The organism is Streptomyces sp. NPDC020884 (genome assembly GCF_044333935.1).
Classification (GTDB): domain Bacteria; phylum Actinomycetota; class Actinomycetes; order Streptomycetales; family Streptomycetaceae; genus Streptomyces.
The window spans coordinates 241,839-257,707 of the sequence record NZ_JBIRRY010000001.1 but is presented as its reverse complement, the minus strand read 5'-3'; the positions used below and the strand labels follow the sequence as shown (position 1 = coordinate 257,707).

General features: G+C 73.3%; 10 protein-coding genes. 3 read left to right on the top strand and 7 right to left on the bottom strand.

What is annotated here, in order from left to right; all coding sequences use genetic code 11:
• Positions 1-38 precede the first annotated feature (38 nt).
• The 7 genes from ACH4UK_RS01175 to ACH4UK_RS01145 form a co-directional block, all read right to left on the bottom strand.
• A complete protein-coding gene (locus ACH4UK_RS01175) occupies positions 39-905 on the bottom strand; it encodes an HpcH/HpaI aldolase/citrate lyase family protein (RefSeq protein ID WP_398353999.1) in 867 nt (288 codons plus the stop codon).
• Positions 902-2,113 (bottom strand): CaiB/BaiF CoA transferase family protein, encoded by a 1,212-nt coding sequence (locus tag ACH4UK_RS01170; protein WP_398353998.1) that lies wholly within the window; start codon positions 2,111-2,113, stop codon positions 902-904. The genes ACH4UK_RS01175 and ACH4UK_RS01170 overlap by 4 nt, the downstream gene beginning before the upstream one ends.
• Complete coding sequence (rbsK, locus tag ACH4UK_RS01165) at positions 2,110-2,994, bottom strand: ribokinase (protein ID WP_398353997.1); 885 nt, start codon at positions 2,992-2,994, stop codon at positions 2,110-2,112. The genes ACH4UK_RS01170 and rbsK overlap by 4 nt, the downstream gene beginning before the upstream one ends.
• The gene (locus ACH4UK_RS01160) at positions 2,991-4,358 is read right to left on the bottom strand and encodes an ADP-ribosylglycohydrolase family protein (protein WP_398353996.1); all 1,368 of its coding nucleotides are present in this window, start codon (positions 4,356-4,358) and stop codon (positions 2,991-2,993) included. Before ACH4UK_RS01160 ends, rbsK begins: the two co-directional genes overlap by 4 nt.
• On the bottom strand, positions 4,355-5,554 hold the full coding sequence (locus tag ACH4UK_RS01155; protein WP_398353995.1) for an ADP-ribosylglycohydrolase family protein: 1,200 nt from the start codon (positions 5,552-5,554) through the stop codon (positions 4,355-4,357). The genes ACH4UK_RS01160 and ACH4UK_RS01155 overlap by 4 nt, the downstream gene beginning before the upstream one ends.
• Positions 5,475-6,992 carry an ADP-ribosylglycohydrolase family protein gene (locus ACH4UK_RS01150; RefSeq protein ID WP_398353994.1) on the bottom strand — a complete coding sequence of 506 codons (1,518 nt, stop codon included), beginning with the start codon at positions 6,990-6,992 and terminating at the stop codon, positions 5,475-5,477. The genes ACH4UK_RS01155 and ACH4UK_RS01150 overlap by 80 nt, the downstream gene beginning before the upstream one ends.
• Positions 6,993-7,129: 137 nt before the next feature.
• A complete protein-coding gene (locus tag ACH4UK_RS01145; protein ID WP_398353993.1) occupies positions 7,130-8,239 on the bottom strand; it encodes an ADP-ribosylglycohydrolase family protein in 1,110 nt (369 codons plus the stop codon).
• Between the two features lie 295 nt (positions 8,240-8,534).
• Between ACH4UK_RS01145 and ACH4UK_RS01140 the strand changes: the two genes are divergently transcribed.
• The 3 genes from ACH4UK_RS01140 to ACH4UK_RS01130 all read left to right on the top strand — a co-directional run bounded on the left by ACH4UK_RS01140 (position 8,535) and on the right by ACH4UK_RS01130 (position 15,778).
• On the top strand, positions 8,535-9,266 hold the full coding sequence (locus ACH4UK_RS01140) for a VIT1/CCC1 transporter family protein (RefSeq protein ID WP_398353992.1): 732 nt from the start codon (positions 8,535-8,537) through the stop codon (positions 9,264-9,266).
• A 490-nt stretch (positions 9,267-9,756) separates the two neighbouring features.
• Positions 9,757-14,325, top strand: a complete 4,569-nt coding sequence (gene gltB / locus ACH4UK_RS01135) for a glutamate synthase large subunit (protein ID WP_398353991.1) — start codon at positions 9,757-9,759, stop codon at positions 14,323-14,325.
• The gene (locus tag ACH4UK_RS01130) at positions 14,318-15,778 is read left to right on the top strand and encodes a glutamate synthase subunit beta (protein ID WP_398353990.1); all 1,461 of its coding nucleotides are present in this window, start codon (positions 14,318-14,320) and stop codon (positions 15,776-15,778) included. Before gltB ends, ACH4UK_RS01130 begins: the two co-directional genes overlap by 8 nt.
• Positions 15,779-15,869: the final 91 nt, after the last annotated feature.

The window sequence follows — 15,869 nt, the reverse complement described above, 5'->3', positions numbered from 1 at the left end:
TTCGCATGCCCCCGATCGCCGGGCGGACCTGAGAGACCTCAGGACCGCCCGGCGATCGCCAGTGTGCGACGCGCCGACGCCACCACCGCCGCGTCCACGAACCTCCCGTCCGGCAGCGCCAGCGCCCCGGCCTCCACCGCCGAGGCCGTGACGATCTCCTCGGCCGCCTCGATCTCCTCGGCCGTGGGACGGAACGCCCGCTCGATCACCGGCAGCTGGCGCGGGTGGATCGCCGCCCGGCCCAGCATCCCGAGTGCCCGCCCCCGCCCGCACGACGTCCACAGCCCGTCCAGGTCCCGGACGTCCGGGAACACCGACTGGGCGGGCGGTGGCAGCGCGGCCGCCCGCGCCGCCACCACCAGCCGGCTGCGCGACCAGTCGAGCCCGCGGTCCTCCCGTACGCCCAGATCGGCCCGCAGATCCGCCTCGCCCAGCGCGATGCCCCGCACCGACGTGTCGGCCGAGGCGATCGAGTACGCGTGCTCCAGGGCGAGCGCCGACTCCAGCAGCGGATAGAGCGGTACGCCGGGGGCCACCGCCGCCACATGGTGCACCGAGACGGCGTGGGTGATCTTGGGCAGCCGGAAGCCGGAGAGCCCCGGCAGCTTCATCAGCGTCCGGATGTCCTGCTCGCCGTGCACCCGGACATGCACCGGTACGGCGTCGGGGGAGGCGGTCACCGGGTCGGCGAGGAGTTCGGCGGTGGCCGACCGCGCGTACTCCTTACGGTCCGGGGCGACGGCGTCCTCCAGGTCGACGATCACCACGTCGGCCCCGCAGCCCAGTGCCTTGGCCACCACCTCCGGCCGGTCCCCGGGCACGTACAGCCAGGTCAGTGGCGGTCGGCCGACGGGCGGCGGCGGGCCGTCCGGCAGCGGCGGGACCGGGACCGGGCGGCCGGTCACAGGGCCCCCTGGTCGCGCAGGGCCGCGATCCGGTTCTCCGGGAGGCCGAGCCCGGCCAGGATCTCCTCGGTGTCCGCGCCGTGCGGGCGGCCCGCCCACCGGATCCCGCCGGGGGTCTCCGAGAGCCGGAAGAGGACGTTCTGCATCCGCAGCGGCCCCAGCTCCGGGTCGTCGACCTCGGCGATGGTGCCGAGCGCCCGGTACTGCGGGTCCTCCATCACCTCCCGTACGTCATGGATCGGCGCGACCGCCGCCTCCGCCTTCTCGAAGCCGTTGAGCACCTCCTCCCGGCTGTGCCGGGAGATCCAGTGGCCGACCGCCCCGTCCAGCTCCTCGGTGTGCTCGGCCCGGGTGGTGCCCGCGCCGAACCAGGGCTCCTCGATCAGGTCCGGGCGGCCGACCAGCCGCATCACCCGCTCGGCGACGGACTGGGCGGAGGTGGAGACCGCCACCCAGTGGCCGTCGGCCGTGCGGTAGGTGTTGCGCGGGGCGTTGTTGCGGGAGCGGTTGCCGGTGCGCGGCTGGACGTAACCGAGCTGGTCGTACCAGAGCGGCTGCGGGCCCAGCACGGTGAGGATCGGCTCGATGATCGCCAGGTCCACCACCTGGCCCCGGCCCGTCTTCTCCCGCCCGGCGAGCGCGGCCATCACCGCGTACGCCGTGGCCAGCGCCGCGATGGAGTCGGCGAGCCCGAACGGCGGCAGCGTCGGCGGCCCCTCCGGCTCCCCGGTGATCGCCGCGAAGCCGCTCATCGCCTCGGCCAGCGTCCCGAAGCCGGGGCGGTGGGCGTACGGGCCGAACTGGCCGAAGCCGGTGACCCGGGCCAGCACCAGACGGGGGTTGACGGCGTGCAGCTCCTCGGGGCCGAGACCCCAGCGCTCCAGGGTCCCGGGCCGGAAGTTCTCGACGATCACATCGGTCTCGGCGGCCAGTTGGAGCAGCACGTCCCGGCCGCCGGGCGCGGACAGGTCCAGGGTGAGGGTGCGCTTGTTGCGGCCGAGCAGCTTCCACCACAGGCCGACCCCGTCCTTGGCGGGCCCGTGCCCGCGCGAGGGGTCAGGCTTACGGGGGTGCTCGACCTTGATCACATCGGCGCCGAAGTCCCCGAGCATGGTGGCCGCGAGCGGTCCGGCGAAGAGGGTGGCCAGGTCGATGACCTTGAGACCGGTCAGGGGTCCTGCGCCGACGGATTCGGTGGTGGGGGTCATGCTGCCTCGATCTCGCTGCGGTAGGGCATGGACGTGGACGCGCCGGGTTTCTGGACGCACAGGGCGGCCGCCGCCGACGCCCAGGCGACGGCTTCGGCCACCGGCCGCCCCTCGCCGAGCGCCACGGCCAGCGTGCCGACGAAGGTGTCCCCGGCCCCGGTCGTGTCGACGGCGGTCACCGCGGGGGCCTCGAAGAGCACCGGCTCGCCGCCCCGGGCCGCGTACAGGCAGCCCTTCGCGCCGAGCGTGACGATGACCTCGGGCACCCGGCGCAGCAGGATCTGGGCGGCGGCGTGCGGTTCGGCCCGCCCCGACAGCTCGGCGGCTTCGTGCTCGTTGGGGACCAACAGGTCGATGTGGTCGAGGAGTTCGTCGGGCAGGGGCTGCACGGGGGCGGGGGTGAGGATGGTCCGCACGCCTTGGGATCGGGCCGCGCGGGCTCCCTCGACGACGGCGGACAACGGGAGTTCGAGCTGCATGAGCAGCAGGTCGGCGGCGGCGATGGCGGCGATCTCCCCGGGTCCGAGCGCGGTCACCACGCCGTTGGCGCCGGGGATCACCACGATCGAGTTGGCCCCGGCCTCGTCCACCACGATGTGCGCCGTGCCGCTGGGTCCCTCCGCGGTGTGCAGGAGGTCGGTGTCCACCCCGGCGTGTTCGAGGCCGTCGCGCAGCAGGGGCCCGTACACGTCGTCGCCGACCGCGCCGATCATGGCCACCTCCCCGCCCGCGCGGGCGGCGGCGACGGCCTGGTTGGCGCCCTTGCCGCCGGGGACCGTGCGGAACTCCCGTCCGGTGACGGTCTCGCCGCGCGCGGGGGCGCGGGCCGTGTAGGCGACGAGGTCCATGTTGGTGCTGCCGAGCACCGCGATGCGGGTCATGGGCGCAGAGCCTCCTGGTGGGTCAGTGCGGCGAGGGTGTCGAACCCGGTCCGGTCGAAGCCGGGTACGGAGGTGGCGAGGCGGTTCTTCAGCGGAGCCGTCCAGTGCTCGGGCAGCGCGTCCGGCCCGCCCGCGAGCAGTCCGGCCAGCGAACCGGCGGTCGCCCCGTTGGAGTCGGTGTCCCAGCCGCCGGAGACCGCGAGGCCGATGGACCGGGTGAAGTCGCCGTCGGCGTGGGTGAGGGCGGCGGCCAGCAGCGCGGCGTTGGGCAGCACGTGCACCCAGTGGTGGGTGTCGGCGTACGCGGCGTGCAGCCGGTCCACCACCACGTCGAACTCCTCCTGCGCACGGGCGGTTTCGATGCCGAGCCGGACCGCACGCGCATACCGCGAGTGCGGAGGCACCACCCGCAGCCCGGCGGCCAGGCAGCCGTGCACATCGCTCTCGCCCCCGGCCGCCACGGCGAGCGCGGCGGCGGTGAACATCGCCCCGTACACTCCGTTGCCGGTGTGGGTGAGGACCGCGTCGCGGTGGGCCTGGGCGGCGGCCCCGGCCGGGTCGCCGGGGTGGGTCCAGCCGTGCACGTCGGCCCGGATCTGCGCGCCGATCCACTCCCGGAACGGGTTGCGGCGGCGGGCCGTCTCCGGGGGCTCGACGCCCGCCAGGAGATTGCCGTACGCGACGCGCTCGGCGGTGAAGGCGCGCCCGGCCGGCAGCTCGTCCAGCCACAGCCGGGCCAGGTCGGCGGTGGTGAAGGCGCGCCCGTGCCGCTGGAGCAACAGCAGGGTGAGCAGCGGGTGGTTAAGGTCGTCGTCCTCCGGCATGCCGTCGATGTTCTCGGCCAGGGACGTGGGGGCCGATCGGCGGTTCCAGGGGTGGGCGGCGAGCAGCTCGGCGGGCACTCCGTGCGCGGTGAACCAGGTGGCGAGCGGCCAGTTGCCGGTGGCTCGGGCCAGCGCGCGGATGCCGTCCAGCGGCAGCTTCTCCACCGGCTTGCCGAGCAGACAGCCCGCCGCCCGGCCCAGCCAGGCGGCGTGCAGCCGGTCCTGCCCGCCGACGGGCGCGGCCTCGGGCGGGCCCGGCCAGTGCGGGCAGGCAGCCACGATGTCCGCCAGACCGGTCGGCTCGTCGGCGGCCAACGGCGATTCCAGCAGGGCGAGTTCGTCGAGGAGACGGCCGGCCAGTTCGCGCAGCCGGGGCGGTGCCGGCGGTTCGGAGGCGCCCGCGCGGTCCGGGGCGGGGGAGCCCCCGGCCGCGTACCACCGCTCCTCGATCTCCCGGGCGTCCCGGCCGTCCTGCGCGGCCTGCCGCAGCTCGTGCCCGACCAGGTCCTCGGGCTGCACCCAGGTGAGACGGACGTTCACCGCTCACCGGCCAGCGCGGTGAAGGCCTCCTGGTGGGCCCGGCGGCGCTCCAGGTCCCGGGCGAAGACCTCCCGGGCCACCTGCGCCAGCGCCCCCGCCGGGGCGTGCAGGTCCAGCCGGCTCGCCTCCGCGACGGTGGCGGCCCAGTCGGCCGGGACCTCGCCGCCCAGCGCGCCCACGATCGCCCCGCTCATCGTCGCGATGGAGTCGCAGTCCCGTCCGTAGTTGACCGAACCGAGCACCGTACGCCGGTAGTCGCCGCCCCCGACCAGCAACATCCCCAGGGCGATGGGCAGTTCCTCGATGGCGTGCAGCCGGGAGGGGCGGCGCGCGCCGAGCGAGGGGCTGCGGTAGTCGGGGCCGACGGTGTCGAACGGTTCGACGGCCGCGCGCAGCGGGATCAGGGCCGACTCGAAGTCGTCGTGTCGCGCGGCCACTTCGCAGACGGCGGCGATCGCGGACCGGGTGCCGTCCTTGGCGACGGCGAGGGCGGCGTCGACCACCGCGTCGGGAGTCGCCCCCGGGCGGCAGGCGGCGGCGACGGCGGCAGCGAAGACTCCGGCGGCCTCCCGCCCGTACGAGGACTGGTGGGGCGCGGCGATCTCCAGCGCCTCGGCGTACGCCGCCTGCGGGTGGCCGGCGTTGACCAGGCCGACCGGGGCCATGTACATCGCCGCCCCGCAGTTGACGATGTTGCCCGTACCGGCCTCGCGCGGGTCGATGTGCCCGTAGTGCAGCCGGGCCACGATCCACTTCTCCGCCAGGAAGATCCGCTGGAGCGGCAGCGCCTCGGCCTCCAGCTCCGGGATCCAGCGCGGCGACAGCAGGTCCGGTACGAGGTGGTCCGCGACGGCGTACGCGTCGAGGTGGTCGCGGACCCGCTCGTAGACCCGGATCAGCGCATGGGTCATCAGGGTGTCGTCGGTGACGTGCCCGTCGCCCTTGTGGTACGGGGCGATGGGGCGCGCGGTGCGCCAGTCCTCGCCGTACCAGGGGCCGACGATCCCGGTCACCCGGCCGCCGTGGCGCTCGGCGATCTGCTCGGGGGTCCAGCCCTCGACCGGGCCGCCGAGCGCGTCGCCGACGGCGGCTCCGACGAGGGCCCGGGTGATGCGTTCATCGAGTCCGGGCGTGGGCGGGAGGGGCTGGGGAGTCGGGGAGGCGGGTGCGGCTGCCGTGGCCGTTGTGGGCGTCATGCCGGAATTGTCCACCCGGGGTGGTCGGTTCCGTGGCTGCCAGCAGCCCGGCGAGTTCGATCAGGTCCGTGCCCGCGAGCCGGGGCAGCGCGCAGCCGGCGAGCGTCCGGCAGGCCTCGCGCCAGCCCGCCGGTACGGTGCTGACCGAGCCGATCGCCCCGGTCAGCGCCCCGGCCAGGGCGGGCGCGGAGTCCGCGACCCGGGAGAGGCAGGCGGCGGCCGGGATGGCCTGGGCGATCTCGCCCCGGGCGGCGGTGGTGAGGGCGAGCGCGACCGGTACGGTCTCCGCCGCCGCGATCCCGTAGCTGTAGACGTGGTCCACGATCTGGTGCTCCAACACCGGGACCAGGGCGAACGCCCCTGCGGGCTCGTCGGCGAACTCCCGGGCCAGACGGACCGCGTGCGCGGCGTTGCGGGCGATCTCGGTGCCCTCGGGGAGCTGGGCGAGGGCGGCGTTCACCACGGTGTCGACGTCCGCCCCGGCCAGCGCCACGGCGACCGCGGCGGCCACGGCCCGCGCCCCGTGCACCCCGTCGCCGTCCTGGGTGTAGCGGGCATCGAACTCCGCGAGGGCCGCCGCCTCCTCCGGGTCGCCCGGGTGGGCCACGGCGAGCACGGCGGCCCGTACGCAGGCGGCGTCGTCGAAGTAGTGCGGGTTGTCGTGCCCGGTGGCGGGCGGCCGCAGCCCGGCGGCCAGATTGCCGAGCCCGGCCCGCACGGAGATACGGGCTCGCAGCGGGAGCACCGCCGCCTCGACCTCGGGGGCCCGCGCGCTGGCGGCGGCGACGGTGGCGGCCAGCGCGTTCCAGGCCCGGTCCACCGCGTCCCGCATCCGCCGGCCGGAGGCCAGCCCCACCGCGTCGTCGGCCGCCGCCGCCAACACCGTACGGGCGGCGAACGCGGCCCACTCGGCGTCGTCGGACGGCCCGAGCCGCAGCGGCTCGGGCGGCTGGTTGAGGGCGATGGGCACCGGGAGCGTGGTGGTGGCGTTCTGCTCCGCGAAGGTGTCCAGCTCCCGGGTGAGCCGCCGGGTCCACTCGGGCATCCGGGCCGCCCGGTGCCGCGCGGCGGGCCACCCGGCGGCGTCGCCCGCGGCAAGCCCGAGCAGCAGGCCCTCGATCCGGGCACGGCGGGAGGGGACGGGGTGGCCGGGGGCGACGGACGCGCGGGGCGCTTCGCCTGTGGCCGTCGTGGGTGTGTGGCGTGTGGGGGCTTCGCCGGTGGTGGTTGTCGGGGTGTCGGGTGCGGGGGCGGTCGTGGGTGTGTGGCGTGCGGGGGCTTGGCCCGTGGTCGTCGTCTGCGTGCCGCGAGCGGTGGGGTCGGCTGTGGCGGTCGCCGACCTGCCGCGTGCGGCCCTCCCGCCTGTGGCCGTTGCCGCCGTGGCGCGGGCGACGGTTTCGCCTGCGGCCGTCACCGCCGTACCGCCTACGGCAGTCATCGCCGTACCGCCCGCGGCAGTCCCGCCTGCGGCCGTCGTCCCCGCACCGCGTTCCGCGGTTTCGTCCGTGGCTGTGGCTGTGGCTGTGGCCGGGGCCGTCGCCGTCCTGCCGCCCCCGGCTGCTTCGCGTGCCGTCGTCATCGCCGCTCCTCCCGTACGGGCTCGAAGGAAGCCGCCACCGACGCCATGTCCCGTACGGCCGAAGGCTCGCGACCGCCGCCCCGCTCCTGTGCGGTTTCCGTCGCCCCGGTCGGCTCGGCCGTTCCCGGGTCGTCCGGGGTCAGCAGTTCCGCGATGTCCAGGACGTGATAGCCGCGCATCGAGGGCAGGCAGCTGCCCCGGACCGGGCCGATTGCGCCCGCCCAGTCCGGCGGGATGGAGCTCTCCCCGTGCAGCGCCCCGGCCAGCGCCCCCGCCACCGCCGCCGTCGTGTCGGCGTCGCGGCCCATGTTGACGGCCGTCAGCACCGCCGTCCGGAAGTCCCCGCGCGCCGCCGTGAACGCTCCGAACGCCAGGCCCACCGCCTCCGGCGCGAGGTCCGTCCACGGGTAGCCGGCGATCACCACCGCCGAGCGCACCGCCCGCTCCATCGTGAGCCGGTCGGGGTAGGGCCGCTGGGCCGCCGCCACCGCCCGGCGCAGCGACCGGGCCGTCCAGGAGTCCATCGGGACCACCGAGAGCGCGGCCGCGATCACCGAGGCGAGGCCCGAGCCGACCATGGCGGCCGCGACCCCGGCCGCCACCGCCTGGCCCCCGTAGATCCCCTCGCCCTCGTGGCTGACCCGGCCGTCCACCGCGACCAGCCGGGCCGCCTCGGCGGGGCGGCCCGCCGCGAACACGCCGAAGGGGGCCGCCCGCATCGCGAGCCCGTCGCTCCACGCGTGCCGGTGCTGGGCCGAGATCGGTGCGGCCAGGCCCCGGCGCAGGTTCTCCAGGGTGCCGCGCTCGCTGAACCCGGCCCCCCGGAAGGGGCCCTCGTCCAGATCGGCGATCCAGTGGTGCCAGGCCCGCTCCACATGGGAGACGTCGAGCGCGGAGCCGTGCCGGGCCAGCAGCAGCCCGGAGAAGATCGCGTACTCCGTGTCGTCGGTGCCCGCCGGGTCGTCGCTCACGAAGCCCTCGATCCGCCCCCAGCGGCGGCGGATCTCGGAGGGCCGCAGATTCTCCGCCGGGGCGCCGAGCGCGTCCCCGACCGCAAGCCCCAGCAGCGCACCCCTGGCCCGGTCATTGCCGACGGCCGTGTTCATCGCGTCGCCCTTCGCTCGTCCGGCGAGTCCGTTTCCGGGCCCTGTCCGCATCTGTGCCACGCGGAGGGCGAAGGGAGGCGGGAAACGCCGCGAAAGGGGCCAGCCGGATGATGGCCGAGGTAGCTGAGGCTGGCCTTTCTTCGCAGGTCAGAGGGGGTGGTAGGGCAGCCTTGCCTTGCTGGCGGCGGTCGCTCGAACGGCGTAGTTTGGACATTGTCGAAAGTTGTACTCAGCGGGGATCCGCGGGGTGACAGCCCGCCGGAGCGAAGACCGAGGCAAAGGGGAGAAGCGCGCCGTGGCCATCATCGAGACCGAAGCCGTCCTGCACGAGGCACACCGGGACAACCACACCCACCGGGATGTGAACGGCGGCTGGCTGCGCCCCGCCGTCTTCGGCGCGATGGACGGCCTGGTCTCCAACCTCGCCCTGATGACCGGGGTCGCGGGCGGCGCGGTCTCCCAGCAGACCATCGTGATCACGGGCCTCGCGGGGCTCGCGGCCGGGGCCTTCTCCATGGCCGCGGGCGAGTACACCTCCGTCGCCTCGCAGCGCGAACTGGTCGAGGCCGAGCTCGACGTCGAGCGCCGGGAGCTCCGTAAGCACCCCAAGGACGAGATGGCGGAGCTGGCCGCGCTCTACGAGTCCCGGGGCGTCGACGCCCCGCTGGCCCGCGAGGTCGCCCGGCAGCTGTCGCGCGACCCGGAGCAGGCGCTGGAGATCCACGCCCGCGAGGAGCTCGGCATCGACCCGGGCGACCTGCCCTCGCCGCTCGTGGCCGCCGTCTCGTCGTTCGGCGCGTTCGCGCTGGGCGCCCTGCTGCCGGTCCTGCCCTACCTCCTGGGCGCGAGCGCCCTGTGGCCCGCGGTGCTCCTCGCCCTGGTCGGACTCTTCGCCTGCGGCGCGGTCGTCGCCCGGGTGACGGCCCGCAGCTGGTGGTTCAGCGGGCTGCGCCAGCTCGTCCTGGGCGGCACGGCTGCGGCGCTGACATACGGACTGGGCACCCTGTTCGGGGTGGCGGTCGGCTGACGGCCACCCTGTTCGGGGGTGGCGGTCGGCTGACGACGCGGCCGGCGGGGAGCCGGGGCGGGGCGGCGTAACCGGGTCGCCCGAACGGCGCAATCGCCCGGAAATCCGTGTGACGTACGTCTTGGCGCCACCCACTGGGCGGAACGGGCACTCCGGCCGTAAAATGAGACTCTATGCAGGGCTGCACATAAGTAGCCGTTACTCGGTGGTTTCGTTTCCTTTGCCGCCGGGCATGAGCCGTAGGCACCGCAGGCAACGACGCCTGCTCTCTGCGGGTCCCCGGGCGCCGATCGTTCCGACAGCGACCCACCCCCTGGTCATCCGGTCACCGCTGGTCAGCCAGTCACTTCCGGTCATCACGGTGTCCGTATGTTGGAACAAGTCTTCCGCTTCTTGAGAAGCGCCCCATCATGTAACCTGCACGAAATTTCGCAGAGGGCCAACGTCGTCCCTCGGCACCGCAAATGCCACGACGACGACGGGAGAGCCGATGCGTATCGACGCCTGGTCGCCCATGGACGGTCGCCCCGCCCAGCAGGGGATGTACGACCCCCGTAACGAGCACGACGCCTGTGGCGTCGGGTTCGTGGCCACTCTGACCGGTGTGGCCAGCCATGAGCTGGTCGAGCAGGCGCTGACCGTACTGCGCAACCTCGAACACCGCGGCGCCACCGGCTCCGAGCCCGACTCCGGCGACGGCGCCGGCATTCTCTGCCAGGTCCCCGACGCCTTCCTGCGCGCCGAGACCCCCTTTGAGCTTCCCGAGGCCGGCTCCTATGCCGTGGGCATCGCCTTCCTCCCCGCGGACGACTCCACCGAGGCCGTCCGGACGATCGAGAAGATCGCCACGCAGGAGGGCCTGAAGGTCCTCGGCTGGCGCGACGTCCCGGTCACCCCCGCACTTCTCGGCAACGGCGCCCGCGCCACGATGCCCGAGTTCCGCCAGGTCTTCGTCGCCGACGGCGAGTCCACCGGCATCGTCCTGGACCGCAAGGCGTTCGTCCTGCGCAAGCGTGCCGAGCGTGAGGCCGGGGTGTACTTCCCCTCGCTCTCCGCCCGCACCATCGTCTACAAGGGCATGCTCACCACCGGGCAGCTGGAGCCGTTCTTCCCGGACCTCTCCGACCGCCGCTTCGCCTCCACGGTCGCGCTGGTCCACTCCCGCTTCTCCACCAACACCTTCCCCAGCTGGCCGCTGGCCCACCCGTACCGCTTCGTCGCGCACAACGGCGAGATCAACACGGTCAAGGGCAACCGCAACTGGATGAAGGCCCGCGAGTCCCAGCTCGCCTCCGAGCTCTTCGGCCAGGCGCAGCTCGACCGGATCTTCCCCGTCTGCACCCCGGACGCCTCCGACTCGGCCTCCTTCGACGAGGTCCTGGAGCTGCTCCACCTCGGCGGCCGCTCGCTGCCGCACTCGGTGCTGATGATGGTCCCCGAGGCGTGGGAGAACCACGACTCGATGGACCCGGCGCGGCGCGCCTTCTACCAGTACCACGCCACGATGATGGAGCCCTGGGACGGCCCGGCCTGCGTCACCTTCACCGACGGCGTCCAGGTCGGCGCGGTCCTCGACCGCAACGGTCTGCGCCCCGGCCGCTACTGGGTCACCGACGACGGCCTCGTCGTGCTCTCCTCCGAGGTCGGCGTCCTGGACATCGACCCCGCGAAGGTCGTCCGCAAGGGCCGCCTCCAGCCCGGCAAGATGTTCCTCGTCGACACCGCCGAGCACCGCATCATCGAGGACGACGAGATCAAGGCGTCCCTCGCCGCCGAGCAGCCCTACCAGGAGTGGCTGGAGACCGGTGAGATCGGCCTCGGCGACCTGCCCGAGCGTGAGCACATCGTGCACACCCACGCCTCGGTCACCCGCCGCCAGCAGACCTTCGGCTACACCGAGGAAGAGCTCCGCGTCCTCCTCGCGCCGATGGCCCGCACCGCGGGCGAGCCGCTCGGCTCCATGGGCACCGACTCGCCGATCGCCGCGCTTTCCGAGCGCCCCCGGCTGCTCTTCGACTACTTCACCCAGCTCTTCGCCCAGGTCACCAACCCGCCGCTGGACGCCATCCGCGAGGAGCTCGTCACCTCGCTGCGCTCCTCGCTCGGACCCCAGGGCAACATCCTGGAACCGACCGCCGCCGCGTGTCGCAGCGTCACGCTGCCCTTCCCGGTGATCGACAACGACGAGCTCGCCAAGCTCATACACATCAACGCCGACGGCGACATGCCGGGCATGAAGGCCGCCACGCTGGCCGGTCTCTACCGGGTCGGCGGCGGAGGCGACGCGCTGGCCGCGCGGATCGAGGAGATCTGCGCCGAGGTCGACGCCGCCATCGAGGACGGCGCCCGCCTCATCGTCCTCTCCGACCGGCACTCCGACGCCGAGCACGCACCGATCCCCTCGCTGCTGCTCACCTCGGCCGTCCACCACCACCTCATCGGCACCAAGCAGCGCACCCAGGTGGGCCTGCTGGTCGAGGCCGGGGACGTCCGCGAGGTCCACCACGTCGCGCTGCTCATCGGCTACGGCGCCGCCGCGGTCAACCCGTACCTCGCCATGGAGTCCGTCGAGGACCTGGTCCGCGCCGGCACGTTCATCGAGAACATCGAGTCCGAGCAGGCCATCCGGAACCTGATCTACGCGCTCGGCAAGGGCGTCCTGAAGGTCATGTCCAAGATGGGCATCTCCACCGTCGCCTCCTACCGCGGCGCCCAGGTCTTCGAGGCCGTCGGCCTGGACGAGGCCTTCGTCGCGACGTACTTCAACGGCACCGCCACCAAGATCGGCGGCGCCGGCCTGGACGTCGTCGCCAAGGAGGTCGCCGCCCGGCACACCAAGGCGTACCCCGCCTCCGGCATCGCGGCCTCGCACCGCGCGCTGGAGATCGGCGGCGAGTACCAGTGGCGGCGCGAGGGCGAGCCGCACCTGTTCGACCCCGAGACGGTCTTCCGCCTCCAGCACGCCACCCGCAACCGGCGCTACGACATCTTCAAGCAGTACACGGACCGGGTGAACGAGCAGTCCGAGCGTCTGATGACGCTCCGCGGCCTCTTCGGCTTCGACTCCGGCCGCGAGCCGATCTCCCTCGACGAGGTCGAGCCCGCCTCCGAGATCGTCAAGCGCTTCTCCACCGGCGCCATGTCCTACGGCTCGATCTCCCGCGAGGCGCACGAGACGCTCGCCATCGCGATGAACCAGCTCGGCGGCAAGTCCAACACCGGCGAGGGCGGCGAGGACCCGGACCGCCTGTACGACCCGGCGCGCCGCTCCTCCATCAAGCAGGTCGCCTCCGGCCGCTTCGGGGTGACCAGCGAGTACCTGGTCAACGCGGACGACATCCAGATCAAGATGGCCCAGGGCGCCAAGCCCGGCGAGGGCGGCCAGCTGCCCGGCCACAAGGTGTACCCGTGGGTCGCCAAGACGCGTCACTCGACGCCCGGCGTCGGCCTCATCTCGCCGCCGCCGCACCACGACATCTACTCCATCGAAGACCTCGCCCAGCTGATCCACGACCTGAAGAACGCGAACCCGCAGGCGCGGATCCACGTGAAGCTGGTCTCCGAGGTCGGTGTCGGCACGGTCGCCGCCGGTGTCTCCAAGGCGCACGCGGACGTCGTCCTCATCTCCGGCCACGACGGCGGAACGGGCGCCTCCCCGCTCACCTCGCTCAAGCACGCGGGCGGCCCCTGGGAGCTCGGCCTCGCCGAGACCCAGCAGACCCTGCTGCTCAACGGCCTGCGCGACCGCATCGTCGTGCAGACCGACGGCCAGCTCAAGACCGGCCGCGACGTCGTCATCGCCGCACTGCTGGGCGCCGAGGAGTTCGGTTTCGCGACCGCGCCGCTCGTCGTCTCCGGCTGCGTCATGATGCGCGTCTGCCACCTGGACACCTGCCCGGTCGGCATCGCCACCCAGAACCCGGTCCTGCGGAGTCGGTTCTCCGGCAAGGCCGAGTACATCGTCAACTTCTTCCAGTTCATCGCCGAAGAGGTCCGCGAGATCCTCGCCGAGCTGGGCTTCCGCACCATCGAAGAAGCCGTCGGCCACGCCGAGCTCCTCGACACCGACCGGGCGATCACCCACTGGAAGGCGCAGGGCCTCAACCTCGCCCCGCTCTTCCACGTGCCCGAGCTGCCCGAGGGCGCGGTCCGCCACCGGATCATCGAGCAGGACCACGGCCTGACGAAGGCGCTCGACAACCAGCTGATCAAGCTGGCCGCCGACGCGCTCGGAGCGACCAGCCCCGAGGCCGCCCAGCCGGTCCGCGCCCAGGTCGCGATCCGCAACATCAACCGGACCGTCGGCACCATGCTCGGCCACGAGGTGACCAAGAAGTTCGGCGGTGCGGGCCTGCCCGAGAACACCATCGACATCACCTTCACCGGCTCGGCCGGCCAGTCCTTCGGCGCGTTCCTGCCGCGCGGCGTGACCCTGCGGCTGGAGGGCGACGCCAACGACTACGTCGGCAAGGGCCTCTCCGGCGGCCGGGTGATCGTCCGCCCGGACCGGGGCGCCGACCACCTCGCCGAGTACTCCACCATCGCCGGCAACACCATCGGCTACGGCGCGACCGGCGGCGAGGTCTTCCTGCGCGGCCGCACCGGCGAACGCTTCTGCGTCCGCAACTCCGGGGCGCTCGTCGTCTCCGAAGGCGTCGGCGACCACGGCTGCGAGTACATGACCGGCGGCCAGGCCGTCGTCCTCGGCGAGACCGGCCGCAACTTCGCCGCCGGCATGTCGGGCGGTGTCGCGTACGTCATCGACCTGAACCGCGACAACGTCAACGTCGGCAACCTCGGCGCGGTCGAGGAGCTGGACGACACCGACCGGCAGTGGCTGCACGACGTCGTGCGCCGCCACCAGGAGGAGACCGGCTCCACCGTCGCCGAGAAGCTCCTCGCCGAGTGGGACGGCGCCCACGGCGCCGCGTCCCGCTTCAGCAAGATCATCCCGTCCACGTACAAGGCAGTGCTCGCCGCCAAGGACGCCGCTGAGCTCGCCGGTCTCTCCGAGCAGGAGACCACCGAGAAGATGATGGAGGCGGCGACCAATGGCTGACCCCAAGGGCTTCCTGACCACCGGACGCGAGGTCGCCCAGACCCGCCCCGTGGCCGAGCGCGTCAAGGACTGGAACGAGGTCTACGTTCCGGGCTCGCTGCTCCCGATCATCAGCAAGCAGGCCGGCCGCTGCATGGACTGCGGCATCCCGTTCTGCCACAACGGCTGTCCGCTGGGAAACCTCATCCCCGAGTGGAACGACTACGCCTACCGCGAGGACTGGACCGCCGCCTCCGAGCGGCTGCACGCCACGAACAACTTCCCGGAGTTCACCGGGCGGCTGTGCCCGGCCCCCTGTGAGTCGGCGTGCGTGCTCGGCATCAACCAGCCCGCCGTCACCATCAAGAACGTCGAGGTCTCCATCATCGACAAGGCGTGGGACAGCGGCGACGTCACCCCGCAGCCGCCCGAGCGCCTCTCCGGCAAGACCGTCGCGGTCGTCGGCTCGGGCCCGGCGGGACTCGCCGCCGCCCAGCAGCTGACCCGGGCCGGCCACACCGTCGTCGTCTACGAGCGCGCGGACCGGATCGGGGGCCTCCTGCGCTACGGCATCCCCGAGTTCAAGATGGAGAAGTCGCACATCAACCGACGCATCGAGCAGATGCGCCTGGAAGGCACCAAGTTCCGTACGGAGGTGGAGATCGGCAAGGACATCGACGCCGCGAAGCTCCGCCGCCGCTACGACGCGGTCGTCATCGCGGCCGGTGCCACCGTCTCCCGCGACCTGCCGGCCCCCGGTCGTGAGCTGGGTGGCATCCACTTCGCGATGGAGTACCTGCCGCTCGCCAACAAGGTGCAGGAGGGCGACCTGACGGTCGCCCCGATCCACGCCGGCGGCAAGCACGTCGTCGTCATCGGCGGCGGCGACACCGGCGCCGACTGCGTGGGCACCGCCCACCGTCAGGGCGCCGCCTCCGTCACCCAGCTGGAGATCATGCCGAAGCCGGGCGAGGAGCGGAACCCGGGCCAGCCGTGGCCGACCTTCCCGATGCTCTACAAGGTCACCTCCGCGCACGAGGAGGGCGGCGAGCGGGTCTACTCCGTCTCCACCACCCACTTCGAGGGCGACGAGGACGGCAATGTCGCGGCCCTCCACCTGGTGGAGGTCGAGTTCAAGGACGGTAAGCTGGAGCAGAAGCCCGGCACGGAGCGGCGCCTTCCCGCGCAGCTCGTCACCCTGGCCATGGGCTTCACCGGAACCGACCAGTCCAACGGCCTGGTCCAGCAGTTCGGCCTGGAGCTCGACCAGCGCGGCAACGTCGCCCGCGACGAGCACTACGCGACCAATGTCGACGGCGTCTATGTCGCCGGTGACGCGGGACGCGGCCAGTCGCTGATCGTGTGGGCCATCGCCGAGGGCCGCTCCGCCGCCCGCGGAGTGGACCGCTTCCTGACCGGGACCAGCGCTCTGCACGCGCCGATCCGCCCGACGGACCGGTCCCTGCTGGTCTGAGCACCACCCGGGTTCCCCCTGGGCCACGCGGCCCGGGGGAGCCCCCACCACACGTCCCGTACAACGGCGTACGGAACTGAACGCGGCGCCT

Coding starts and splice junctions, on each gene's coding strand:
- ACH4UK_RS01170 (WP_398353998.1), bottom strand. CDS start 2,113: ATGACCCCCACCACCGAATCCGTCGGCGCAGGACCCCTGACCGGTCTC.
- rbsK (WP_398353997.1), bottom strand. CDS start 2,994: ATGACCCGCATCGCGGTGCTCGGCAGCACCAACATGGACCTCGTCGCC.
- ACH4UK_RS01155 (WP_398353995.1), bottom strand. CDS start 5,554: ATGACGCCCACAACGGCCACGGCAGCCGCACCCGCCTCCCCGACTCCC.
- ACH4UK_RS01150 (WP_398353994.1), bottom strand. CDS start 6,992: ATGACTGCCGTAGGCGGTACGGCGGTGACGGCCGCAGGCGAAACCGTC.
- ACH4UK_RS01145 (WP_398353993.1), bottom strand. CDS start 8,239: ATGAACACGGCCGTCGGCAATGACCGGGCCAGGGGTGCGCTGCTGGGG.
- gltB (WP_398353991.1), top strand. CDS start 9,757: ATGCGTATCGACGCCTGGTCGCCCATGGACGGTCGCCCCGCCCAGCAG.
- ACH4UK_RS01130 (WP_398353990.1), top strand. CDS start 14,318: ATGGCTGACCCCAAGGGCTTCCTGACCACCGGACGCGAGGTCGCCCAG.